Below are 22,279 nucleotides of genomic sequence, written 5' to 3'. Positions count from 1 at the left end.
AAGCTCATGCCTCGTCACGACGATACGTATCGCGCCGGCATGCCGCAGCTCAATTGCGCGGGGCTCTCGGAGAACTGGCTGCTGAAAGAGTGCGGCGACCGGCATTGGGACGCGCTCGCACGCGAAACGGCGAGCGACTTCATCTCCGACGAAGGCGGCCGCGCGTATGCCGCGTTCACGTCGATCCGGCTGCGCGCCGAAGGCATGCACGATGTGCGCGAGAACGACGCGCTCTGCATACGCACCGAGCTTTCGCGTGTGGGTCCGGTGCGGCACTTCAGCGAGCATCGCGTAAGCGGCAAAGGCGGCACGATTGCCGCGTTGTCGATGATGTCCACCTTCGTGCGACGCACCGAAGCGCGCAACAATCGCTCGGTCGCGCGGGCGAGCTTTGCGAACCTCAAAGGCGAGATCGCGCCGATGAATCCGCTCATCGCCGACATGCAGGATAGGGCGCGCAAGCTGCGCCTGCGTGAAGCAGGAGCGAGCATCGACGGAATCGCTTTTTACGAGGCCGAATGCGCGCCGGTCGAGTTTATGCCGTGCCCGTACAGCGACTTCAACGGCGCCGACTTTCTGTACTTCGCGAGCTTTCAGGCGTTCGTCGATCGTGCGGAATGGCAAACGTGGCGTCTCGCGGACTTGCCCGCGCTCGTGTCGCGCGAGCTGCATTATCACGGCAACATCAACGTCGGCGAAGGGCTGCGGGCCACGTTTCGGCGCGTGTCGATCGACGATGCGCGCATCGCGCACTGGTGCGAGATCGAGCGCACGCGCGATGGCGTGAAGATCGCCGACGTGCTGACACACAAGACACGGAGACGCGCATGAACCGCGTGCCGCGCAAGCCGCTTTACACGGCGGCCGATCTGGAAGGTCTCGCGCATCTCGACTCGATGCCCGGCGCCGCGCCGTTCGTGCGCGGACCGTATCCGTCGATGTACACGACGAGACCGTGGACCCTGCGCCAGTACGCCGGTTACGCCGATGCCGCCGATTCGAACCTCGCGTTTCGCCGGGCGCTCGATCGCGGCGCGCAGGGCTTGTCCGTCGCGTTCGATCTGCCGACGCAACTCGGCTACGACTCGACCGACGATGAAGCGCGCGCCGATGTCGGTCTTGCGGGCGTGGCCATCGATACCGTCGACGACATGGCGCGTCTTTTCGAAGGCATCGCGCTCGAACGCGTCTCCGTGTCGATGACGATGAACGGCGCCGTGTTGCCGGTGCTCGCGGCGTACATCGTCGCGGCGGAGGAACGCGGCATCGCGATGGCGTCGCTCTCCGGCACCGTGCAGAACGACATCCTCAAGGAGTTCATGGTGCGCAACACCTGCGTGTTCCCGCCGGAACCGTCGATGCGAATCGTCGCGGATGTCGTGCAGTTTTTGAGCGAGCGGATGCCGCGCTTCAAGGCGCTGTCCGTTTCGGGTTATCACTTTCAGGAAGCGGGCGCGGATGCATCGCTGGAGCTGGGGCTGACGTTCGCCAACGCCCGCGCGTATGTGCGTGCGCTGCGCGCGCGCGGCCTGAACGCGGATGCCGTCTGCGAGCAACTGAGCTTTTTCTTCGGCGTCGGCGCGGACTTCTTTGCGGAGATCGCGAAGCTGCGCGCGGCGCGACTCATCTGGTCGGGCATGGCCGAAGAAGAGGGCGCGACGTCGGCGAAGAGTCGCGCGCTGCGGATGCATTGCCAGACGTCGGGCTGGTCGCTCGGCGCGACGCGCACGCAAAACAATATCGTTCGCACGACCGTCGAAGCGATGGCGGCAGTGTTCGGCGGCACGCAATCGCTGCACACGAATGCACATGACGAAGCGCTTGCGTTGCCATCGGCATCCGCTGCGCAGCTCGCACGCGACACGCAATTGATTCTTCAGCACGAGATGGGGCTGTGCGAGGTCGTCGATCCGTGGGCGGGTTCGTACATGATGGAATCGCTGACGGCGAGCGTCGCCGCGCAAGCGCGCGAGATCGTCGACGAAATCGAGGCGCGCGGCGGTGCGCTCGAAGCAATTCGCACGGGCTGGGTTCATCGGCGAATTCAGGAGCGTGCGGCGGCGACGCAGGCGCGCATCGATTCGGGAACGCAGACGATCGTCGGCGCGAATGCGTTTATTGCCGACGATGCCGGCGACGATGCGCCCGCCTGTCTCGCGATCGATGGCGAACGCGTGCGCGTGCAGCAGTCGCACAGAATCGCCGACGTGCTGCGTCGGCGCGACGAATCTCGCGTGCTTGCCGCGCTCGCCGCATTGACGCGCGCCGCACGCGACGATGCCGGCAATCTGCTCGCGCTGACGATCGATTGCATGCGCGCCCGCGCGACCGTGGGTGAATGCACGCGCGCGCTCGAAGCCGTATGGCCGCGTCATGATCCGGCATCGGCGAATACGACACGCGTGTACGGTGAATGTCGCCATGACGACGCATGGCACGCGGCGTGCGCTCGCGTTGCGCAACTCGGCGAAACGCTCGGCCGAAAGCCACGCATGTTGATCGCGAAACTGGGACTCGACGGACACGATCGCGGCGCGAATGTCGTGGCGTGCGCGCTGGAAGATGCAGGCTTCGATGTGACGGCTACCGGATTGTTCGCATCGCCGGCGCAGGCCGCGAAGCTCGCTGCGCAACGGCCGTACGATGTCATCGGCGTCTCGTCGCTTGCCGGTGCGCACGGCACGCTCGTGCCTCGATTGCTGCGCGAGCTTGCGGAGCGCGACGTGCATACGCCGCTCGTCGTCGGCGGAATCGTGCCCGACGAAGACGCCTTCTTGCTGCGAAAGAAAGGCGTCGCCGACATATTCAATCCAGGTTCGACGATGCACGAGATCGTAGAACGGCTGGTGAAGTTGATCTGCCCGGACGCGCGCTCCGAATCGCGCCTGGTCACTTCGCAGGCCGACTTCAAATGACGTCGCTCAGCGACTTGATCCATCCGGCGATGACCACGATCCCGAGCATGGCGACGACCGCTTTGCGAACCATCGACAAGCGGTCATGTCCGTCCGAAGACCTGCCCAATCTGCCGGCGAGCGCGCCGATCATCGAAGCGGGAAGGGCGGCCAGCGACGCCACGCCGAGGTACAGCAGCACCGACGTCATGCTCGACTCGAACGTCGATTGCGCGTTGAGGTCGATGGTCACGAGGCCGCCCACGCTCATCACCGCGCCCGCGATCGATCCGGCGCACACGCCGTAGAGCGCGTTGAACGCGCCCCGACGCGACGCCGCGATCAGCGCCGCGAGCGCCGCCGTCAGCGCGATCGGCATGACGATCGCGAAGCCGCTTTCGCCCGCGCGTTGCGCGACGTGCAGCAGCGCGGAGAACGTCGCGTAGATCGTGCTTTCGGCATCGTGCGGAAGGAAGCGGCGAAACCGCAACAGTTCGATCCAGAGACAGAAGACGAGCCCGGCGATGATGCCCGTCGACAGCGCGCGGCCCGGTCTGAACTCGGGAAGACGCAAGCGGAATGCGTCGTCGAGAAAGACCCACGACGACGGCGCGAGCTCGCGGCGCGCGCGGCCGAACCATCGCGATGCCCACGGAAAAAGCCACGACCCGAACGCCGCGATGACCACCGGCGGCGCGGCCATCACGAGCGACGTATAGAACGTCTGATGCGGCCCGAGCGTCACGATCGACATCGACGCGAACGTGCCCCACGCGAACATCCCCGCGACGCCCGCGATGGAAACCGCGCTCGTCAGCCTGAGCGCGAAAAGCGGCGAGCGGCTTCTCACGGCGACGCCAGTCCACGCGGCGGCCGAGCGCGCGATCCAGTCGCAGATCATCCAGCATCCGATGGCCGCGAGCACGAGCGCGACCGCGTGGACTTCGAGCACCGTCGTCAGCGTGTCGGCGGTCATGCGCGGCTGGGCCGGGCCGCCCCAAAGCAGCCCCGCGCCGAGGAGCATCTGATTGACGAAGTAGCCGAGCGCGAACACGGCGCCCGCCGCCGCCGTGCCCTTCACCGGATCGCGGCCGTTCAGCACCGCTGCATAGGCGCCGCGCCAGACGCCCGTCGTGAGCGCGCCGATCGCGAAGATCATCACGGCGAGCGGCACCACCGCCGACGCGATGATCGTCACGCGCAAGACCGCCGCTTGCGCTTCGCCGGGCACGAGGCCGAGCACGAGACCGTTCATCGTTTCGATGACGACGCCCGCGCCGAAGCCGATGCCGAGCGCATCCCACTTGCCGAGGCGAAAGAGCGGCGTGGTGTCGGCGAGCACGGCGCGACGCGCGTCGCCGCGCGGATGCAGGCTCAGGAACGTGCGCGCGCGCTTGTTGCTGTCGTCGCGCATCCGCGCGAGCACACGATCGACGTGAACGGGCGAGCCGTCCCATTGCGACGCTTGCACGTCCGCGTAAAACTCCCTCACGCGCAGCACCGACGCGCCCGACAGCAGCACGAGCGCGCTCCACAGCCCGGTCTTTGCGAGCAGCCAGGCGGTGTCGCGCAGCGCGTGCCCGGCAAACAGAGTGACGCCGAGCAAGGGCACGACGCTCACGGTGACGAACGCGAAACACGCGGCAATCGTCATGAACGTCTTGTCGATGTCGCGGTTACGGATGTGCGCCAGTTCATGCAGGACGATCGCGCGGAAGGCGGCGCGATCCGCGTAGAAATAATTGGCGACGAACGCGCCGGAGAGCGCGACGTAATAGTCGCGGCGACGCCCGAACGTGACCGGCAGGCCGGTCGCGAGCGGATTCCAGACGAACGCGGGCGGCGGATTCAACTGCGCTTCGCCGCAAAGGGCGATGAGGGCATCGAAAAGACCGGGCGGATCGTCCTTTGCGATCGGCACGAGCCGCTGCGACTTCAGCTTCCACGCGGGAAAGCGCCAGTAGAAGACGCCGGCGAGCGCGAGCGTCGCGACGATTCCCGCGACTTTCCACGCCATTTGCGGTCGCAGAAGCGCCATGCAATGCGCGAATTGCGGTGCGAACTGCACACGCATTTCCGAAGCGGACAGCACGTCCCGAGTCAGTAATCGCGGATCGAAAACGCCCGCGAACATATCCGACGCGCACGCGACGAGCTTTTCCGTCGCCTCGACGTGCAGGCTTTCCCAGAAATGCCCATAGAACTGGATGCTGACGCACACGATAAGCACGATCAGCAGATCGAACCTCAGCGCGATGTCGGACGGAAACGGCAACGGATTGAGCCGCGGCCTGCGCGTGTTCGTCGTGACGGATTGCAGCACGATTCGCTCACTTCTTCGGCAGGACCAGTTGCGCGACGACGGCATCGGCGAGGTGCGCGGCTCGTGCGCGATCGAGACGCAGGCGCGAGCCGGCCGCGATCACATGGCGATGGACTTCGCCCAACTGTTCGGGGCTCAGGATCGCGACGGCTTCGGGTTCTTCGCCCCGGAACATCTTCCGCACGCGCGCGGACACTTCTTCGCCGATGGCCGTTTCCGCCGCCTTGAGCGCGATGCCGCCGAGGATCGGCATGATTTCCGACACGACTTGAAGCACGAGCGGCGTGAAGAGGATCGAGAACGATTCGGCGCCAAAGCCGAGCGCGGCATCGCGATTTTTCGATGCCTTCATCGCGGCGTCCGGATCGGCAAACCACGCCGCGCTCGCCGCCGCGAAAAGCGGCAGCTCGTTCGGCGCGAGCTGCATCAGGACATTGCGGGACAAGTCCCGGATCAGGTCGTGTTCGGCGGTCGAGTCCATGTGTTGTCTGAACGCGTGGCTGCGTCTTCGTGTGTGGAAGAAAAGTGTTCGTCGTTAAGGACGAAGCAGCGCATCCGGTTCTGAACCGTTGCGGTCAACACTTCTGAACGAAATGTGCGCTACCGCGCGTTTCGCCGCCTTTCAGTTTGTTTTTACGATTGAAGCCCGTTCGCCGATAACACGACTAGCGCGACTGACGCGACTCAAAACAGGGCATGTTTTCGCTTCACTGGTGCTCGGTGAAAGCACGCGTCACTTCCCAAACGTTTGCTTCGTAAAAACTCAATCGTCAGACAACAGGCGCGAACCTTGCATTGATCGGGATACAAAACCGACCCTACGAAGAAGCCACATGTCCAATCCGCAAGCTATCGTCGATCTGACACATGAAGTCAAACGCCTCGCCTCGGGCAAGATCAGCGACATCAACGATATCAACCGCGAGACCACCTTCCTGGCACTGAACGCGCTGATCGAAGCTGCCCGCGCCGGCGATGCGGGCAAGGGCTTCGCTGTCGTCGCCAAGCAGGTGAAGCATGTATCGACACGCATCTCCGACATCACGGCCGGCCTCAACAAAGAGCTTGCCGGATCGCTTGCGACGCTCACGGAACTCGGCGACAGCATGATCGAGCGGATGCGATCGCTCGACGGTCAGCGGTACACGGACCTTGCGTTGAACATGATCGACATCATCGACCGCAACCTGTACGAGCGCTCCTGCGACGTGCGCTGGTGGGCGACGGACTCGGCATTGGTCGGATGTCTCGCCGATGAGCGCGCGGCGGCGCGCGATCATGCCTGCAGCCGCCTCAAGGTCATCCTGGATAGCTACACGGTTTATCGGGATCTCTGGGTCGTCGATGCGAACGGCGTGGTCGTGGCGAACGGACGTCACTCGACTTACGCGGTGCGCGGGCAGAACGTGGCGGGCGCGGAGTGGTACAAGGCCGCAATGAAGACGGCGTCGGGCGCGCAGTACGTGGCCTCGGATGTCGAGACAGTCGCGCCGCTCGACAACGCACAGGTCGCGACGTATTCGACGGCGATTCGCGAGGGCGGCGCGCCGGATGGTCGCGTGCTCGGAGCGCTCATCATCTTCTTCGACTGGGCGCCTCAAGCCGAGACCGTCGTCAAAGGCGTTCGCCTGAGCAACGAAGAGTGGGCGCGCTCGCGCTGTCTGATCCTGGATTCGTCGTTTCGGGTGATCGCCGCGTCGGACGGCAAGGGCATCCTCAACGAGCGCTTTCGCTTGCAGACGGGCGGCAAGGAATCGGGCTTCTACCGCGATGCCGGCGGTGCAGTCGTATCGTTTGCAGCGACGCCCGGTTACGAGACCTATCGCGGTCTGGGCTGGTACGGCGTCATCTGCCAGATGCCGGCATGAGACATCGGCGGTCGCTCAACGGCGCGGACTTCGCTTCTTGCGCTCGCGAAGTTCGCTGCCTGTATCGACCGGCGTGAAGGGCGCCTGAAACCGGCTGACCAGGAAATCGATGAACGCGCGCGCCCGAGCAGTCTGATTCTTCTGCCGCGGATAGTAGACGAAGAGATCGGCCGAGGGCAGCACGGTGTTCGGCATCACGAGATTGAGCCTTCCGCTTTGCACGTACTTCGCGAGATCCCATTCCGAGCGGATCAGAATGCCGTGTCCGTCGAGCGCCCAGCGAAGCACGATATCGCCGTCATTGCTCGACAGCGCGCCCTTGACCTTGATCGCCTCGATGTGGTCATTGACGATATAGCGCCACACGCCGTAGGCATCGTCGTTCTGTCGATGAATGATGCAGCGATGCCGAGCCAGTTCTTCGACGCGCTCCGGCGTGCCGTATTTCTCGAGATATTTCGGCGACGCGCATAAGAACCGCCGGTTGCTCATGATTCGCCGCGCACTGAGCCGGCTGTCCGGAAGATCGCCGAAGCGTATCGCCAGATCGAACGCGCCTTCGATCAGATCGACAGGACGGTCCGATACTTCGAACTGGACTTCGACGCCCGGATAGCGCTTCGCGAATTCCGAAACGATCGGGGCGATGGTCGTCCGGCCGAATCCGAGCGTTGCATTGATGCGCAACGGGCCTTGCGGATCGCGGCTCGCGACCGATAACGCCTCTTCCATCTCACGCACCTGTCCGACGATGTGAGTCGCGTAGCGCAGATACGTTTCCCCTTCAGGCGTGAGGCTGACGCTGCGGGTCGTCCGGTTGACGAGGCGCACGCCGAGCCTTTGCTCGATGACGCCAAGCCGCTTGGTCGCGGCGGGCGGAGACAGATCGAGCGCACGCGCCGCCCCCGACAAACTCCTGAGCTTCGCAAGCAGGATAAAGAACTCGAAGTCGGTCGCGGTCTGCGTTTCGGTATTCACCAGATGTGAATAATGATGTGAACGGAAGTGCAGTTTAGCAGCGTTCGTCGCGGGTAAGCTACGTTCCACGTTGCAGCCGCCGGGTTGCAATACCTGCCAAGACCCTGGAGACATTGCCGTGAGAATCGTCGAAATCCGCGAGAAGCCTGTACCGATCAGTTCACCCATTCGCAACGCCTACATCGACTTCAGCAAGATGACGTTGAGCGTGGTTGCCGTCATCACCGATGTCATGCGCGATGGCGAGCCGGTCGTCGGCTACGGCTTCAACTCGAACGGCCGCTACGGCCAGGGCACGCTGATGCGCGAGCGCTTCATTCCGCGCATCCTCGAAGCCGATCCCGCTTCGCTCATGAACGACGCAGGCGACAATCTCGACCCGCACAAGATCTGGGCGACGATGTTCACGAACGAGAAGCCGGGCGGTCATGGCGAACGCTCGGTCGCCATCGGCACGATCGACATGGCGATCTGGGACGCGGTCGCGAAAATCGAGGGCAAGCCGCTATTTCAACTGCTCGCCGACCGCTATGGCGACGGTGAGCCGGACCGCAGGATTTTCGTGTACGCGGCGGGCGGTTACTACTATCCGGGCCAAGATCACGAAAAGCTCAAGGACGAGATGCGCAGCTACATCGATCGGGGTTATACGGTCGTGAAGAAGAAGATCGGCGGAGCATCGCTCGATGAAGACCTGCGCCGTATCGACTCCATCCTGAGCGTGCTGCAGGACGGCCAAAAGCTCGCAGTCGATGCAAACGGCCGCTTCGACCTCGACACGGCCATTCGCTATGCGAAGGCGCTCTCGCAATACGACCTCTTCTGGTACGAAGAGCCGGGCGACCCGCTCGACTTCGAACTGCAAGCCACGCTGCGCAACTACTATGCCAATCCGATGGCGACGGGTGAAGACCTGTTCTCGATGCAGGACGCTCGCAATCTCATCCGTTACGGCGGCATGCGTGCCGACCGCGACTGGCTTCAGTTCGACTGCGCGCTGAGTTACGGTCTCGTCGAATATCTGCGCACGCTCGACATGCTGCGCGAGCACGGCTGGTCTCCGAGCCGATGCATCCCGCACGGCGGCCATCAGATGTCGCTGAACATCGCGGCGGGCTTGGGTCTCGGCGGCAACGAGTCGTATCCGGACCTGTTCCAGCCATACGGCGGCTTCCCCGACGGCGTCAAGGTCGAGAACGGCTACATCACGATGCCGGACCTGCCGGGCATCGGCTTCGAAGGCAAGTCCGATCTCATCGTCGAGATGAAGAAGCTGCTTACCTGAGCGGCAATGCGCTGCGCGCGCCGTCTACCGACTCAGCCTTCTTCCTGACCGACTGCCTTCGACACCTCCGCGGGCGTCTGAAACTGCTGATCCGGCAACGCATCGAGCGCGGACATCACGTCTTCGCTTGCGCCGTTGCTGCGCGCGGTTTCGACGAGCGTCTGCTTGTCGGCGGGATAGTCGACGCCCTTCAAGGCTTTCTGCATGTCGATGAACACGCTGTTGGAACCGCCGGAGGATGAGTTGCTTGCCATGATTCGCTCCCTTGATCGATGAATCATGGGCTTCGACAGCAGCCGTTGTGCCTGTCCAGCGCGGGGCACGGCATCGCAATTGCTGACATATGCCGCGAATCGACCATTTACTCAGGAGGCTTCCATGAAGGCACATTCGGCTCTCGTTACACTCGTCGCGGCAGGTTTCATCGGCGCGGCGCCTATCACCGTGCTGGCACAGACGCAGGCAGCGAGCACCACCCAGGCCAACGACCTGCCGGCGGTGGACAAGGCTTTCGTACAGGCCGCCAGCGAATCGAGCTCGACCGAGATCGACACGGCCAAGCTGGCGACCAGCCAGTCGCAGGACAAGGACGTGAAAAGCTTCGCGCATCACATGATGATCGACCATACGAAGCTGACGATGCAGCTGAAGATGGCGGCGCCGCATGGCGTCGAAGTGCCGAAGGACAATTCGGACACGACGGTTATCGATGCGCTCAAGCCGCTCAAGGGCAAGGAATTCGACACCATGTACATTCAGAAGGTCGGCGTCGAAGGGCATCAGAAGGCCGTCGCCGCTTTCCAGAAGGAAGCGCAGGAAGGCCAGAACGCAGACCTCAAGAAGGCGGCGCAGAAAGCGCTGCCGACCATCCAGAAGCACCTGAAGATGGCGCAGGATCTCGCCGCGAAGAAGGGCGTGCAATAAGCCCGGCTGACGGTTTCGAGCACCGAAGCCGAAGCGATGGACGAAGCCCCGCGCGGAACCACGCGGGGCTGCTTTTTCTTGCGGGCTCGCTGGCGCGTCTACGAGGCAGCGCGGGTTCGCCGGATTCATCAGACCGAACGGGTAACGCATGTCAGATACACGAACCGGATCCCTGCTCTCGCGCCGCGCGATAGCCGGCGGCGCGGCTGTCGCGTCGATCGGTCTTGCCGCATGGACGGCCATGCGAGCGCGGCGCGCGGAACGCGACTTTCCGCCCACGGGCCAATTCATCGATGTCGATGGCGTGCGCCTCCACTATCTCGACGAAGGAGAAGGCCCGGTCGTCGTCCTGCTGCATGGCAATCTGGTCGCGTCGCAAGACTTCGTGGCGAGCGGATTGTTCGAGCGGCTCGCCCGGCGTCACCGCGTAATCGCCTTCGATCGTCCCGGCTTCGGGCACAGCGAGCGGCCGCGCGCGCGCATCTGGACGCCGCAGGCTCAGGCCACGTCGATCCAGCTTGCGCTTAAAAGGCTGGGACTGACGCAAGCGGTGGTCGTCGGTCATTCGCTCGGCAGTCTCGTCGCAGCGGCGATGGCGCTCGAACCACGTCTGGACATTCGCGGGCTCACGCTGATCTCGGGTTACTACTATCCCACTGCGCGCGCGGACGTTGCGATCAGCGCGCCCGCGGCCATGCCGATCGTCGGCGATGTGCTGCGCTACACCGTGTCGCCGATCGTCGCTCGCATGATGTACGGCCGCACGGTGCAGGCCATGTTCGCGCCGCGCGCCGTACCCGATGCCTTTCACGGCCATGTACCGCGCGAACTGGTCTTGCGCCCGTCGCAGATGCGCGCGACGGCAGAGGACGCCGCTTGCATGATTCCGGCCGCGGCATCGATGTCCGGGCGATACGGCGAGATCGACGTGCCGGTTCGCATTTTTGCCGGCAGCGACGACGCAATCGTCGATACGGACTCGCAGTCGGGCCGTCTTTACAAGGACATCGCACAAAGCGCGCTTTCGATCATGCCGGGCCTCGGGCACATGGTGCATTACGACGACGCGGGCCGCATCGGCGACGCCATCGAGACGATGGCGCTCGAATAGCCGCGACTGCGCATCCAGAACCGTTAGGCAAGCTGATCAAGATTGCACGGTACGCGAATTGCGCGGAGAGAAGCGGGCGCCGGTCGAGCCGGCGCGTCCCATCAACCCGATCCCGAACCGGAGGCATCATGGCATCGAAAACGTTGCAGGACCTTTTCATTCATGCACTTTCCGACGTGTACAGCGCCGAGAAGCAACTGACGAGAGCGCTGCCGAAGCTCGCACGGGCGACGACCAACGGGCAACTGAAGCAGGCGTTCGAGACGCATCTGGAGGAAACGAACGGGCAGATCGAGCGCATCGATCAGGTGGTCGAACTCTTCGGCGTCAAGTTGAAGCGCATCAAATGTGCGGCGATGGAAGGTCTCGTCGAGGAAGCGCAGGACGAAATCGAAACCTTCGAGCAGGGCCCGATCCGCGACGCCGCGCTGATCGCCGCCGCGCAAAAGGTCGAGCACTACGAGATCGCGACCTACGGCACGCTGGCGACGCTCGCGAAGCAACTCGGCAACGAGGACGCGATGAAACTTTTGCTCGATACCTTGCAGGAAGAGAAGGCCACGGACGAGAAACTGACCCAGCTCGCGAAGACGCAACTCGCCGAGGAAGTGCAGCAAAAGGGCTGAAATTCGTTCACTCTGGAGATGAAGATGGCAGGCGACAATTCATACAAGCCGGGCGAGATCGTGAAGGTCTCGGGTATCTACTCGGTGGTCCACGATGACGGCAAGGACACGTTCGAAGTGACCTGCGTGGAAGGCGAGCACTTTCCGCCCACCCGGAGCGGAAAAGGCGCGCACTTCGAGCTGAAGTACGGCGCCACGCATGCTCACAAGCATGGAAATCTCAAAGGAACGGAAGCCCGGTCCTGATCGACGCCTTGCCGTAAGCGCGACATCGACGCACGCCGACAGGGTTCGGCGTGCGTCGTTTTCTTTGCGGCTGTCACACGACATGCCGGGCTCCCGCAGTGGCATACGAACTGCTAACAGCATCGCAACAGACCAGAACCTTTCGGAAGGCCGAATCATGGACATTCCCCGTCAGGCCGTGTCATTCCTCACCTCGCGCGGACTCATGCTCGCGACAGCCGAATCGTGTACCGGCGGATTCATCGCCTCGCTGGTGTCGTCGGTGCCCGGCAGCGGAAGCTGTCTCGACGTGGGCTTCGTCACGTACTCGCCGACTGGCAAGGCGGGCTTCCTCGGCGTGCGCGAGGACACCATGCAGCAGCATGGGCTGACGAGCGAAGCCGTCGCGCGCGAGATGTCGGAGGGCGCGCTGCGGCAGGAAGCATGTTGCGCGCAGATCGCGGTATCGAATACGGGCGTCGCCGATGCGGTGCCCGACGGGCCGCCATCGGGTACGCAGTGCTTCGCGTGGTCGTATCGTGCGCGCGATGGCACCATCGTCACCTTCAGCGAGACGAAGAAATTCGAAGGCGAACGCAACGATGTCCGGCGCGAAGCGGCGCTTTATGCGCTATCGCGCATCGAACACTACTTCGATCAGCAGCACGCACAGCGAGTCAGGGAGAAACGATGAACGAGCAAGCTACCGATTGGCGCAGCTGGCAGGCAGCCGTGATTCGCGAACTGGGTGTCGCGAGCGATTTCGACGTCGAAGCCGAGCGCGAGCGGCGCATCGACTTTCTTTGCGGCTATCTCTCATCGCAGGGACTTCGCACTTACGTGCTGGGGATCAGCGGCGGCGTGGATTCGTCGACGGCGGGGCGCCTCGCGCAACTGAGCGTCGAACGTCTTCGCGCGAGCGGTTATGACGCGCACTTCGTCGCGCTGAGACTGCCCTATGGCACGCAGCGCGATGAGGAAGACGCCCGGCTCGCGCTCGATTTCATACGTCCGGACGAAACGCTGACCGTCAACGTCAAGGGCCCATCCGACGCCATGCTCGCGGCGCTCAAAGAGGGTGGCGCGCAGTACACGGACGACTTCCAGGAAGACTTCGTGCTCGGCAACATCAAGGCGCGCGAGCGCATGATCGCGCAATACGCCGTTGCGGGCGCGCGGGTGGGCGTCGTCATCGGCACCGATCACGCGGCCGAATCGCTGATGGGATTCTTCACGAAGTTCGGCGACGGCGGCGCGGACGTGCTGCCCTTGTCGGGTCTGAACAAGCGCCGCGTGCGTGCGCTTGCGCGTTCGATGGGCGCGGTGGATCGCCTCGTGATGAAAGTGCCGACAGCCGATCTCGAATCGCTTACGCCGCAACGCCCCGACGAGGATAGCTATGGCGTGAGCTATGAAGACATCGACACCTTTCTGGAGGGCAAGGAAGTCAGCGAAGAAGTGCTGCTGACCATTCGCCGCTTCTATACGGCGACGCGCCACAAGCGCGCGCTGCCGGTCGAAGTGCCGCGCGAAGACCGCTCTGCTTGAGGCATGGCGTGCGTGTTCATCACCTTAACTGCATATCGAGCTGTCCGCTCGGCGGCAAGCTCTTCGATGGCCGCACGCCCGGCCTTCTGCGCCGGGGCGAACTGACGTGCCATTGCCTGCTCGTCGAAACGGGCGAAGGTCTCGTTCTGATCGATACAGGCTTCGGATTGCGCGATGTCGCCGATCCGCGCAGCCGCCTGTCGGCGTTCTTCCTGCTGATGCTCAAGCCGGACTTTCGCGAGGAGATGACCGCGCTACGCCAGATCGAACGGCTGGGCTTTTCGGCCAGCGACGTGCGGCATATCGTGCTCAGTCATCTCGACTTCGATCATGCGGGCGGCCTCGATGATTTCCCGCACGCGAAGGTGCATATGCTGCGCATCGAGCGCGACTATGCGGTGCGTCAGCAGACGTGGCTCGATCGGCAGCGCTTCAGACCTCAACAATGGTCGACGCAGCCGAACTGGCAACTTCACGACGCCACCGCCGGCGACCGCTGGCATGGCTTCGAATGCGTGCGGCCGCTCTCGCATTCGTTGGACGATATCGCACTCGTGCCGCTCAGAGGACACACCTTCGGTCATGCGGGCATCGCGGTACGCAAGGAAAACGGTTGGCTGCTGCTGGCGGCCGACGCGTATTTCTTTCATACGGAGATGGATCTCGAACATCCGCGCTGTACACCGGGACTGGCGTTCTATCAATGGATGATGGAAAAGGACCGCGCGGCGCGGCTAAGGAATCAGGCGAGGCTGCGTGAGCTGTGCGCCAGCGTCGATTCGCGCGGCAAGCTCGACGTGTTTTGCAGCCACGACCCGATCGAATTCGAGCGCATGGCCGGACGATCGGCGGGCATTCCGGCCGACGCTTTCATACGGCCCGCGCGCTCGTGGGCGTAACGCGGCATGTCGCATGCTCTCCCGGTTTGGTCCAACCATAACCGGCGAGATCATCATGCGAGTACAGCTCAAACCACTCAGCGAACAAGTGATCGTCATCACGGGGGCGACGAGCGGTATCGGTCTCGTCACCGCGAGAATGGCGGCGAAGCGCGGCGCGCGCCTCATGCTCGTGGCGCGCGACGAAGCGGCGCTCAAGGCGCTGTCGGACGAGTTATCGCACGGTGACACCCAGCGAGCGGCTTACGCCGTTGCGGACGTGGGCGACGCGGCACAGTTGCAGGCCGCAGCCGATGCGGCCATTGCGCGATTCGGGCGCTTCGATACATGGATCAACAATGCGGGCGTATCGCTCTATGGCCGATGTACCGACGTCCCGCTCGAAGACCAGCGCAAGGTCTTCGATACGAATTTCTGGGGCATCGTGAACGGCTCGCTCAGTGCGTTGAAGCATCTGCGCGAGCATGGCGGCGCTTTGATCAATCTCGGCAGTGAACTGTCGGATGTCGCCATTCCGCTGCAAGGGGCATACGTCGCGTCGAAACATGCGGTGAAGGGCTATACCGATGCGTTGCGCATCGAGCTGGAAAACGATCGTGCGCCGGTGTCCGTCACGCTCATCAAGCCTGCGGGAATCGACACGCTCTTCGTCGAGCACGCGCGAAACTATCTCACGCACGAGCCGAAGCTGCCGCAACCGGTCTATGCGCCCGAGGTGGTCGCTAAAGCGATATTGCATTGCGCCGAGGTGCCCGAGCGCGATGTCCATGTCGGTGGGGCGTCGCGCGCGATGGCGTCGTTCGGCCAGCGCGCACCGCGACTGTATGACAGGCTGGTCAGTCTCGTCGGCGTGAAGGCGCAACTCACGCGGCAGCCTCATGGCGAAGGCGACGCGTTGTATGAAGGGGCGGGCAGTCTGCGCGAACGGTCGGGCCGCAACGGCAAGGTGCGCGAGCGAAGCCTTTACACCGATGCGCGCATCGATCCGCCCGGCATGCGCGGCGTGGCGATGGGCGTCGCCGCCTTGCTGCTGCTCGACGCCGGCCGCCGCTATCTTCGGGCGACGCGCAAACCGAGGTTCGAGTAAGCGCGTCGTCGAGTCATCTTCGAGATCAGCGAGAGGACGGCGATGCGCCGGCGGGCTCGCCTCCCGGCAATTCGTTGCCGCCCATGCCAGGCTCGGTCGCCAGTTGCTGCTGCGCGATGATCCAGAACTCGTCCGAGCGGCCTTCAGGGCCGCCCGCTTCTTCCCAAAGCCGATAAGCGAGTGCCCGAATCTGTTCTTCGCTAGCCGGGACGTCCATGATGCTTTCCTCCTTTTCAACGAACGAGCGATGCTCAGCGCGCGGCGAGCATGCCCACGACCACGCCGACCAGCGCGGCCATCGTGATCGCCTTCCACGGATTCTCGTGCACGAAGTCGTCGGTCGTATCGGCGGCGGCGCGGTACTTTCGGGTCATCGCGTCTTGCATGTCGGCGAACCGGGCCTTCGCATCGGAGCGCAGATTGCTCGTCGACGTTGCATCGTTGCCTGCATCCCATGACTTCGATGCTTCGCGAAAGCTGCTGTGGTCTCCATTCGAGGATGTCATGTTGTCGCTCGTCGGGAATTCATAGGCGCTGTCGGCTCTTTCGGTCTTGATAGCGTTGACGGGTTCGAGCGCGCGGTCGTTGTCAGCCATGCTTGCCTCCACTGGAAATCGTTTGAATGCGATGAAGTCGCGGTGCGCGTCGAGAGACGCGCATGTGCGTGGCGCAATCGGCGTGCCGTCCTGACGAAACGAAAGTCCCGCGTGTATGGCATACCCGTTGCTCCCTGATTCGCCGACTTTCATCGCTAATGGAGCGTACAAATGTTTCCTGTTCTGATGCAGCCTTTCTTCTCCGTCGCGCGCACGAATCTCGAGACGGGCTTGCGCGCCGCTTCCAGTTTTGCGGTCGGTTTCCGGCAACTCGGAGAACTGAACGAAAAGACGATGCAATCCGCGCTCGCCGATGTGCGCGTTCAATGGGGCGCGCCGCAGGCCAGCGAAGCGCAGCCTGCATTGCCGGTCGCGTTCCTGTCGTACGCAAGCGATCTGCTGTCGATCATCGCCGCGACAGCCGCCGATGTCATCGATGCAATAGGCGCCACGTCATCGCAGCCGGACGCGGGCGCGCCGAAACTCGTGCTCGCGGAATCGATCGAGCCGCCGGCATCGGTGAGCGCATCGGGCGAGACCGCAATCGTCGACGCGACCGGCGCGGTCGTGGCCCACGTCCCCAAGTAAAGCAAACGACAGGCACGACGACTGCTGCGTTGCCGGCAACGCATCCTTCTTCCATCGAATGAACACATCCTCCTCGCCGCCGCCCGCGCGGCATCGTTCGCCTTCGTCCGTGCCGAAGTGGATCACGATCGTCTTTCTCGTTCTGTCGGGGCTTTACATGGCCGTCGGCGGCGGATGGCTGATCGCGGTGGGCGGCTCGCCATACTACGTGGTCGCCGGCGTGGCGATGCTCGTGATCGCGTGGCTCGTCTGGCGCGCCAACGGCCTCGCACTGTGGCTCTACGCGGCGCTGTTGCTCGGCACACTGATATGGGCGATCGTCGAGTCGGGCTTCGACTTCTGGGCGCTCGCGCCGCGTCTCGATGTGCTTGTCATCGTCGGCATATGGATGGTGCTGCCATTCGTGCTGCGCATCTTTACGTGGCCCCGGCAGTCCGGCGCACTCGCGCTCGGTGCGACCATCGTGCTGTCGGGCATCGCGCTCGCATATGCGGTGTTCAACGATCCGCAGGAGCTGGACGGCACGGTGCGCGCGGCGCCGTCGGCTGCCGCCACTGCGCCCGCGCAGCAAGATGGCGACTGGCGCGCTTACGGCAATACGCAGACCGGCACGCGCTATTCGCAACTCGCGCAGATCAACGCGGGCAACGCGCACGAACTGAAGGAAGCCTGGCGCTTTCGCACGGGCGACATGAAAGGCCCGAACGATCCGGTCGAGATCACCGATGAAGTGACGCCGCTCGCCATCGACGGCACGCTCTTCTTCTGCACGCCGCATCAGAATGCGATCGCGCTCGATGGCGCCACGGGCAAGGAGAAATGGCGCTTCGATCCGAAGCTCAAGCCCAATCCGAGTTTCCAGCACGTGACTTGCCGCGGCGTGTCGTACTACGAGACGCCCGCCGCCGAGCAGGCGCGCGCCGCCGGCAACACGACGAATCTGCCGATGTGCGCGCGCCGCATCGTGTTGCCCGTCAACGATGGGCGTCTCTTCGAACTCGACGCCGCGAGCGGGAAGCCGTGCCCCGAGTTCGCGACGAACGGCTTGCTGGATCTTCAGCATCTGCAGCCGGTCAAGACGCCCGGCCAGTACGAGCCGACGTCGCCGCCGATCGTCACGTCGAAAGTGATCGTCGTCGCGGGCGCGGTCACGGACAACTACGGCACGCGCGAGCCGTCGGGCGTGATCCGTGGTTTCGACGTGAACACCGGCAAGCTGCTGTGGGCCTTCGATCCCGGCGCGCACGACCCGAACGCGATCCCCGACGATCAACATAGCTACACGCAGAACTCGCCGAACTCGTGGGCGCCCGCTGCCTACGATGCGAAGCTCGATCTCGTCTATCTGCCGATGGGCGTGACGACCCCCGATATCTGGGGCGGCAACCGCACGCCCGATCAGGAGCGCTATGCGAGCGGGCTGCTCGCGCTCAACGCATCGACGGGCAAGCTGGCGTGGTTCTATCAGACCGTGCATCACGATCTCTGGGACATGGACCTGCCCGCGCAGCCGACCATCGCGGATATCAGGGATCAGAGCGGCAACATCGTTCCGGCGATCTACGCACCGGCTAAGACCGGCAACATCTTCGTGCTCGACCGTCGCACCGGCAAGCCGATCGTGCCCGCGCCCGAGCAGCCGGTCCCGCAAGGCGCGGCGAAGGGCGATCGCCTCTCGCCGACGCAACCGTTCTCGCAGCTCACTTTCCGGCCCGCAAAGAACCTGACCGACGCGGACATGTGGGGCGCGACGATGTACGACCAGCTCATGTGCCGCGTGATCTTTCATCGGCTGAAGTACGAAGGGCCGTTCACGCCGCCGTCCGAGCAGGGCACGCTCGTGTTCCCCGGCAATCTCGGCATGTTCGAATGGGGCGGGCTCGCCGTCGATACGGACCGACGCATCGCAATCGCCAATCCGATCGCGCTGCCGTTCGTCTCGAAGCTCGTGCCGCGCGGCCCCGGCAATCCGATCGATCCGCCGCAAGCGGGCCAGGCGGGCACCGGCACCGAAGTCGGCATTCAGCCGCAATACGGCGTGCCGTATGGCGTGGAGCTGAATCCTTTCCTGTCTCCGCTGCGTCTGCCTTGCAAGCAACCCGCGTGGGGTTATGTCGCCGCGCTCGATCTCGACACGAACAAGGTGATCTGGAAGAAACGCATCGGCACGACGCGCGATGCATCGCCGATTCCGGTTCCGTTCCGCATGGGTATGCCGATGCTGGGCGGACCGATGACGACCGCCGGGCACGTCTTCTTCATCGGCGCGACGCAGGACGATTACCTGCGCGCCTTCAGCACCGACACCGGTGAAAAGCTCTGGGAAGCGCGTTTGCCCGCCGGCGGCCAAGCCACCCCGATGACCTACGAAGCGAACGGCAAGCAGTACGTGCTGATCGCGGCGGGCGGTCACGGCTCGTTTCTGACGAAGCTCGGCGATTACGTGATCGCGTATGCGCTGCCGGACAAGCATTGACCGCGACTCGTCCCGCCTGATCGATCGATTCGGGCGGGACGGCGGAGCCCGGCTAGTCGCTTTGCTCGTCGAGGTTCTTGCTCGAGGAATTCGATCCTTCCGTGTCCGGTTTCGACGACTGGTCTTTTCCGGACTCGGTTCTCGATACGTCCAGTTCATCGAGCTTTTTGTCGATTTTTTCCTTGTCGCCGCGGTCCAGCGCTTCGCGAGCCGCGCGGTCTTTTTCGCGCTCGTCCTCTGCATTGGCTGCGTTGTTTTCCGGCTGGTTCATGCTTTCGTCTCGGTGGTCGATATCAGGGATGGGATCGTGCCGACGCGTCATCGCGTATTGAGCCGCACGAAAGCGTCGATCCAGTCGCGGGCCCAGATCCTTGCGTACGCGATCGCGTCTTCGCGCGTGTCGAATCCGGCAAGATCGCCGCTCATGAAGATCTGGCCCTCGCTTCCGTTTTCCGCGGGCATGGTGATTCGCGCGTGGGCCATGAACTCGCCGTCTGCCCGGCGCGGGGTGGGATCGATGTCGAAAGTAAGGGAAGTGGGGCCCATGGCGTTGCTCCGGCTGACATCTGATCGGACGCGGCGACGTCGCGCTTCCTTACATCAGCATTGATCGGGCCTGGCAGGATCGGCTTCGGTACGCTCGCGCCTCACGACGCCGATCACCAGCGCAGCAGCCTGGGCCCGAGCCAAGCGCCGATGCCCGCGGGCAGCATCATGCCGATTGCGTACCACACGCTCCAGAACGCCGGGCTCATCTCCGGGCAATGCAGGCAATAGGCGACGGTGGCGATCGCGCTCGCGAGCAGACCGGCGACCGCGCCCACGAGGCGAAGGCGTGTGGGCGCGAGACTCTTCATCGCCCAGAACACGGCGGGAAAAGTCGGGACCGACAGCAGCAGAATGTTGAACGGACACGTACGCCACGACTGGCCGAGCACGATGGGCAGACGTTCGGCCGGCGCGGCGCCCTCGAGCACCAGCCAGCCCGCGAGCCACACCGCGACGAACGGCACGCCGACGAGCGCCCACGCATAACCCGCACGAACGCCCGGACGCCCGAGCCGCGTCACGGCGATGAACGCGCCGATCGCCACCACGAACGGATACGCCATCTTGGCCCAGAACACCGGCGTGCGCGCGATGCTCGCGAGATCCGGCCGCACGCCGTAGACGATGGCCATCAGGATCACCGAGCCGAGCGCGCCCAGCAGCAGCGCCCTGGCGAAGCGCCGCGCCACCGCGCCGCGGTCGATGCGCGTCACCTGATTCGAGAGCAGCCCGATGAGGTCGTCGGTTTTCATCGCAACCCCCGAAGCCGTGCGGCGAGCGCCTTGAGCCCACGATGCACGCCGACCTTGACCGCCGATTCCGACAGCCCCGTGATGCGCGCGGTTTCCATCACCGACAAGCCTTCGAGTTTCATATGCACGATCGGCAGGCGCTGCTTGTCCGGTAAGTCCTCCAGCAATTTGCCTATGTCGCGCCGCGCTTGCGCGGGTTCGTCGTCGGAGACGGCGAGCAAGTCGGCATAGTCGTCGATGGGATCGTTCAGGGATTCGCGGCGTGCGCGCGAGCGGAAATAGTCCATCAGCTTGTAGCGCGCGATTGCGTGCAGCCACGCGGTCAGCGGTTCGTCGGTGCGATAGGTGTGACGCGCATTATGCACGGCGAGCAGAATGTCCTGGACGAGATCTTCGACATCGTCGCGATGCTGCGGAATGCGTCTGCGCAGATAGCCGCGCAAGTGCCGCGTAAGCGCCTGCAGAAAATCGCGGTATGCGTTCGGGTCGCCATCGAGTCCGGCGATGAAAAGCACTCTCAGGCGGTTTTCCGCTTCTTGCAAGATGGTTCCCGTATTGGCGAGACGGCCGGACGGCGATTCATACACGACGCCTGACGTGCGCGTACGGGGCGCGGACGCGTCGTGTGTCAGATCGGGCGCTTCAGAATAGACGAAGCCGTGATGCGCCGCAATAGCGCTCACGAGGGTCGAAAACGCGCCGTCGCGGTCCATCTTTTTCATTGCGCAAGCGTGTTGAAAGCCGTGCGTATCCGCATGACGAACTCCTTGCATGTCTTGTGAGCTAGTTCGTCTTTGCGTGCCGATTGGTTACACGACGGGAAACAGAAAAAGAAAAACCCGTCTGTAACCGAACGCGGACTCGCGACGAATTCACCCGTATCCGACGCTTCATCACGGGGACCGACATGCAAACGACACTCACGCAGACGCGCGAAACCGCGCAACGCATTCCGCCCATTCATCCGCTCTGGCTGCGCATCACGCATTGGCTCAACGCGTTCGCCGCGCTGATCTTGATGCTTTCGGGCTGGCGCATCTACGACGCTTCGCCGGTGTTTCCAGGCATCGTCATTCCGACGTCGATCACGCTCGGCGGATGGCTCGGCGGGGCGTTGCAATGGCATTTCGCCGCGATGTGGCTGCTGGTCTTCAACGGCATCGTGTATCTCGCGCTCAATCTCGCGAGCGGCCGCTTTCTTGCAAAGTTCTTTCCGCTCTCGCCGCGCGCCGTCCTGCACGATCTGATCGCGGCGCTCACCGGCAAGCTTTCGCACGCGGACCTTCGTCAATACAACGCGGTGCAGAAGCTCGCTTATCTCTTCGTCGTGATCGATCTGATCCTGCTCGTTCTGTCCGGTCTCGCGATCTGGAAGTCGGTGCAGTTTCCCTTGCTGCGCGAAATGATGGGCGGCTATGACCGCGCACGCGTCGTGCATTTCTGCGCGATGGCGTTGATGGCTGCGTTCGTGGTCGTGCATGTCGCGATGGTCGCGCTCGTGCCGCGTTCGCTGCTCACCATGCTGCGCGGCCGCTGATCGGGAGACTCGC

General features: G+C 63.8%; 25 protein-coding genes. 15 read left to right on the top strand and 10 right to left on the bottom strand.

Going from position 1 to position 22,279, the window contains the following annotated elements:
- The first annotated feature begins 6 nt into the window (after nt 1–6).
- Entirely contained in the window at nt 7–831 is an 825-nt protein-coding gene (locus QCE49_RS15065) for a Pnap_2097 family protein (RefSeq protein WP_250458497.1), read from the top strand.
- Nucleotides 828–2,915 (top strand): methylmalonyl-CoA mutase, encoded by a 2,088-nt coding sequence (gene scpA / locus QCE49_RS15060; RefSeq protein ID WP_250458495.1) that lies wholly within the window; start codon nt 828–830, stop codon nt 2,913–2,915. The genes QCE49_RS15065 and scpA overlap by 4 nt, the downstream gene beginning before the upstream one ends.
- Here scpA and QCE49_RS15055 read toward each other — a convergent pair.
- Together QCE49_RS15055 and QCE49_RS15050 are read right to left on the bottom strand one after the other, a co-directional pair.
- Nucleotides 2,908–5,217, bottom strand: coding sequence for a M48 family metalloprotease (locus QCE49_RS15055; RefSeq protein ID WP_250458486.1), 2,310 nt, complete (start codon nt 5,215–5,217; stop codon nt 2,908–2,910). The genes scpA and QCE49_RS15055 overlap by 8 nt on opposite strands.
- 7 nt (nt 5,218–5,224) lie before the next feature.
- Complete coding sequence (locus tag QCE49_RS15050; RefSeq protein ID WP_250458476.1) at nt 5,225–5,698, bottom strand: hypothetical protein; 474 nt, start codon at nt 5,696–5,698, stop codon at nt 5,225–5,227.
- 352 nt (nt 5,699–6,050) lie between these two features.
- Between QCE49_RS15050 and QCE49_RS15045 the strand changes: the two genes are divergently transcribed.
- Nucleotides 6,051–7,085 carry a methyl-accepting chemotaxis protein gene (locus tag QCE49_RS15045; protein ID WP_008345706.1) on the top strand — a complete coding sequence of 345 codons (1,035 nt, stop codon included), beginning with the start codon at nt 6,051–6,053 and terminating at the stop codon, nt 7,083–7,085.
- 15 nt (nt 7,086–7,100) lie between these two features.
- Here the strand turns inward: QCE49_RS15045 and QCE49_RS15040 are convergent, their stop codons facing one another.
- Nucleotides 7,101–8,063, bottom strand: a complete 963-nt coding sequence (locus QCE49_RS15040; protein ID WP_250458474.1) for a LysR family transcriptional regulator — start codon at nt 8,061–8,063, stop codon at nt 7,101–7,103.
- Between the two features lie 118 nt (nt 8,064–8,181).
- Between QCE49_RS15040 and QCE49_RS15035 the strand changes: the two genes are divergently transcribed.
- The gene (locus tag QCE49_RS15035; protein ID WP_309806129.1) at nt 8,182–9,348 is read left to right on the top strand and encodes a mandelate racemase/muconate lactonizing enzyme family protein; all 1,167 of its coding nucleotides are present in this window, start codon (nt 8,182–8,184) and stop codon (nt 9,346–9,348) included.
- Between the two features lie 32 nt (nt 9,349–9,380).
- Here QCE49_RS15035 and QCE49_RS15030 read toward each other — a convergent pair whose 3' ends face one another.
- A complete protein-coding gene (locus QCE49_RS15030) occupies nt 9,381–9,602 on the bottom strand; it encodes a DUF2795 domain-containing protein (protein WP_008345700.1) in 222 nt (73 codons plus the stop codon).
- A gap of 124 nt (nt 9,603–9,726) precedes the next feature.
- Between QCE49_RS15030 and QCE49_RS15025 the strand changes: the two genes are divergently transcribed.
- The 8 genes from QCE49_RS15025 to QCE49_RS14990 all read left to right on the top strand — a co-directional run bounded on the left by QCE49_RS15025 (nt 9,727) and on the right by QCE49_RS14990 (nt 15,768).
- Entirely contained in the window at nt 9,727–10,272 is a 546-nt protein-coding gene (locus tag QCE49_RS15025) for a DUF4142 domain-containing protein (protein ID WP_008345698.1), read from the top strand.
- Nucleotides 10,273–10,420: 148 nt separating this feature from the next.
- Nucleotides 10,421–11,383: an alpha/beta fold hydrolase gene (locus tag QCE49_RS15020; protein ID WP_008345696.1), complete on the top strand. Its 963-nt coding sequence runs from the start codon at nt 10,421–10,423 to the stop codon at nt 11,381–11,383.
- A 128-nt stretch (nt 11,384–11,511) separates the two neighbouring features.
- On the top strand, nt 11,512–12,009 hold the full coding sequence (locus tag QCE49_RS15015) for a ferritin-like domain-containing protein (RefSeq protein WP_008345694.1): 498 nt from the start codon (nt 11,512–11,514) through the stop codon (nt 12,007–12,009).
- Between the two features lie 24 nt (nt 12,010–12,033).
- Nucleotides 12,034–12,255 carry a hypothetical protein gene (locus QCE49_RS15010; RefSeq protein ID WP_008345692.1) on the top strand — a complete coding sequence of 74 codons (222 nt, stop codon included), beginning with the start codon at nt 12,034–12,036 and terminating at the stop codon, nt 12,253–12,255.
- 157 nt (nt 12,256–12,412) lie between these two features.
- Entirely contained in the window at nt 12,413–12,928 is a 516-nt protein-coding gene (locus tag QCE49_RS15005) for a CinA family protein (protein ID WP_008345691.1), read from the top strand.
- On the top strand, nt 12,925–13,782 hold the full coding sequence (nadE, locus tag QCE49_RS15000; RefSeq protein WP_250458472.1) for an ammonia-dependent NAD(+) synthetase: 858 nt from the start codon (nt 12,925–12,927) through the stop codon (nt 13,780–13,782). The genes QCE49_RS15005 and nadE overlap by 4 nt, the downstream gene beginning before the upstream one ends.
- Before the next feature lie 8 nt (nt 13,783–13,790).
- A complete protein-coding gene (locus QCE49_RS14995; protein ID WP_250458460.1) occupies nt 13,791–14,681 on the top strand; it encodes an MBL fold metallo-hydrolase in 891 nt (296 codons plus the stop codon).
- A gap of 55 nt (nt 14,682–14,736) precedes the next feature.
- Entirely contained in the window at nt 14,737–15,768 is a 1,032-nt protein-coding gene (locus QCE49_RS14990) for an SDR family oxidoreductase (RefSeq protein WP_250458458.1), read from the top strand.
- Between the two features lie 25 nt (nt 15,769–15,793).
- On the opposite strand, the gene QCE49_RS14985 is transcribed toward QCE49_RS14990, so the two are convergent.
- Together QCE49_RS14985 and QCE49_RS14980 are read right to left on the bottom strand one after the other, a co-directional pair.
- Entirely contained in the window at nt 15,794–15,985 is a 192-nt protein-coding gene (locus QCE49_RS14985) for a DUF2934 domain-containing protein (protein ID WP_008345682.1), read from the bottom strand.
- Nucleotides 15,986–16,019: 34 nt separating this feature from the next.
- Complete coding sequence (locus QCE49_RS14980) at nt 16,020–16,364, bottom strand: YqjD family protein (RefSeq protein WP_061164684.1); 345 nt, start codon at nt 16,362–16,364, stop codon at nt 16,020–16,022.
- Nucleotides 16,365–16,535: 171 nt separating this feature from the next.
- Between QCE49_RS14980 and QCE49_RS14975 the strand changes: the two genes are divergently transcribed.
- Both QCE49_RS14975 and QCE49_RS14970 read left to right on the top strand, forming a co-directional pair.
- A complete protein-coding gene (locus tag QCE49_RS14975; protein ID WP_175982157.1) occupies nt 16,536–16,952 on the top strand; it encodes a hypothetical protein in 417 nt (138 codons plus the stop codon).
- A 58-nt stretch (nt 16,953–17,010) separates the two neighbouring features.
- The gene (locus QCE49_RS14970) at nt 17,011–19,428 is read left to right on the top strand and encodes a glucose/quinate/shikimate family membrane-bound PQQ-dependent dehydrogenase (protein WP_250458456.1); all 2,418 of its coding nucleotides are present in this window, start codon (nt 17,011–17,013) and stop codon (nt 19,426–19,428) included.
- 52 nt (nt 19,429–19,480) lie between these two features.
- Here QCE49_RS14970 and QCE49_RS14965 read toward each other — a convergent pair whose 3' ends face one another.
- The 4 genes from QCE49_RS14965 to QCE49_RS14950 form a co-directional block, all read right to left on the bottom strand.
- On the bottom strand, nt 19,481–19,750 hold the full coding sequence (locus QCE49_RS14965; RefSeq protein WP_250458452.1) for a hypothetical protein: 270 nt from the start codon (nt 19,748–19,750) through the stop codon (nt 19,481–19,483).
- Nucleotides 19,747–19,974, bottom strand: a complete 228-nt coding sequence (locus tag QCE49_RS14960; RefSeq protein WP_008345673.1) for a hypothetical protein — start codon at nt 19,972–19,974, stop codon at nt 19,747–19,749. Before QCE49_RS14960 ends, QCE49_RS14965 begins: the two co-directional genes overlap by 4 nt.
- A gap of 113 nt (nt 19,975–20,087) precedes the next feature.
- Nucleotides 20,088–20,729, bottom strand: coding sequence for a DUF1109 domain-containing protein (locus QCE49_RS14955; protein WP_008345671.1), 642 nt, complete (start codon nt 20,727–20,729; stop codon nt 20,088–20,090).
- Nucleotides 20,726–21,271: a sigma-70 family RNA polymerase sigma factor gene (locus tag QCE49_RS14950; RefSeq protein WP_033535687.1), complete on the bottom strand. Its 546-nt coding sequence runs from the start codon at nt 21,269–21,271 to the stop codon at nt 20,726–20,728. The genes QCE49_RS14955 and QCE49_RS14950 overlap by 4 nt, the downstream gene beginning before the upstream one ends.
- 365 nt (nt 21,272–21,636) lie before the next feature.
- Here QCE49_RS14950 and QCE49_RS14945 point away from each other — a divergent pair, with 365 nt between their 5' ends.
- Entirely contained in the window at nt 21,637–22,266 is a 630-nt protein-coding gene (locus QCE49_RS14945; RefSeq protein WP_250437879.1) for a cytochrome b/b6 domain-containing protein, read from the top strand.
- The last annotated feature ends 13 nt before the right edge of the window (nt 22,267–22,279 follow it).

The sequence above is a fragment of the Caballeronia sp. LZ008 genome, assembly GCF_031451435.1.
Classification (GTDB): Bacteria; Pseudomonadota; Gammaproteobacteria; order Burkholderiales; family Burkholderiaceae; genus Caballeronia; species Caballeronia zhejiangensis.
Note: the sequence above shows the minus strand (reverse complement) of the source record. Positions and strands in the feature narration are given on the sequence as shown.

Coding starts and splice junctions, on each gene's coding strand:
- QCE49_RS14965 (WP_250458452.1), bottom strand. CDS start 19,750: ATGACGCGTCGGCACGATCCCATCCCTGATATCGACCACCGAGACGAA.
- QCE49_RS14990 (WP_250458458.1), top strand. CDS start 14,737: ATGCGAGTACAGCTCAAACCACTCAGCGAACAAGTGATCGTCATCACG.
- QCE49_RS14955 (WP_008345671.1), bottom strand. CDS start 20,729: ATGAAAACCGACGACCTCATCGGGCTGCTCTCGAATCAGGTGACGCGC.
- QCE49_RS14970 (WP_250458456.1), top strand. CDS start 17,011: ATGAACACATCCTCCTCGCCGCCGCCCGCGCGGCATCGTTCGCCTTCG.
- scpA (WP_250458495.1), top strand. CDS start 828: ATGAACCGCGTGCCGCGCAAGCCGCTTTACACGGCGGCCGATCTGGAA.
- QCE49_RS15045 (WP_008345706.1), top strand. CDS start 6,051: ATGTCCAATCCGCAAGCTATCGTCGATCTGACACATGAAGTCAAACGC.
- QCE49_RS15010 (WP_008345692.1), top strand. CDS start 12,034: ATGGCAGGCGACAATTCATACAAGCCGGGCGAGATCGTGAAGGTCTCG.
- QCE49_RS15025 (WP_008345698.1), top strand. CDS start 9,727: ATGAAGGCACATTCGGCTCTCGTTACACTCGTCGCGGCAGGTTTCATC.
- QCE49_RS15050 (WP_250458476.1), bottom strand. CDS start 5,698: ATGGACTCGACCGCCGAACACGACCTGATCCGGGACTTGTCCCGCAAT.
- QCE49_RS14980 (WP_061164684.1), bottom strand. CDS start 16,364: ATGGCTGACAACGACCGCGCGCTCGAACCCGTCAACGCTATCAAGACC.
- QCE49_RS14985 (WP_008345682.1), bottom strand. CDS start 15,985: ATGGACGTCCCGGCTAGCGAAGAACAGATTCGGGCACTCGCTTATCGG.
- QCE49_RS15030 (WP_008345700.1), bottom strand. CDS start 9,602: ATGGCAAGCAACTCATCCTCCGGCGGTTCCAACAGCGTGTTCATCGAC.
- QCE49_RS15020 (WP_008345696.1), top strand. CDS start 10,421: ATGTCAGATACACGAACCGGATCCCTGCTCTCGCGCCGCGCGATAGCC.
- QCE49_RS14975 (WP_175982157.1), top strand. CDS start 16,536: ATGTTTCCTGTTCTGATGCAGCCTTTCTTCTCCGTCGCGCGCACGAAT.
- QCE49_RS15005 (WP_008345691.1), top strand. CDS start 12,413: ATGGACATTCCCCGTCAGGCCGTGTCATTCCTCACCTCGCGCGGACTC.
- QCE49_RS15015 (WP_008345694.1), top strand. CDS start 11,512: ATGGCATCGAAAACGTTGCAGGACCTTTTCATTCATGCACTTTCCGAC.
- QCE49_RS14960 (WP_008345673.1), bottom strand. CDS start 19,974: ATGGGCCCCACTTCCCTTACTTTCGACATCGATCCCACCCCGCGCCGG.
- nadE (WP_250458472.1), top strand. CDS start 12,925: ATGAACGAGCAAGCTACCGATTGGCGCAGCTGGCAGGCAGCCGTGATT.
- QCE49_RS14945 (WP_250437879.1), top strand. CDS start 21,637: ATGCAAACGACACTCACGCAGACGCGCGAAACCGCGCAACGCATTCCG.
- QCE49_RS15065 (WP_250458497.1), top strand. CDS start 7: ATGCCTCGTCACGACGATACGTATCGCGCCGGCATGCCGCAGCTCAAT.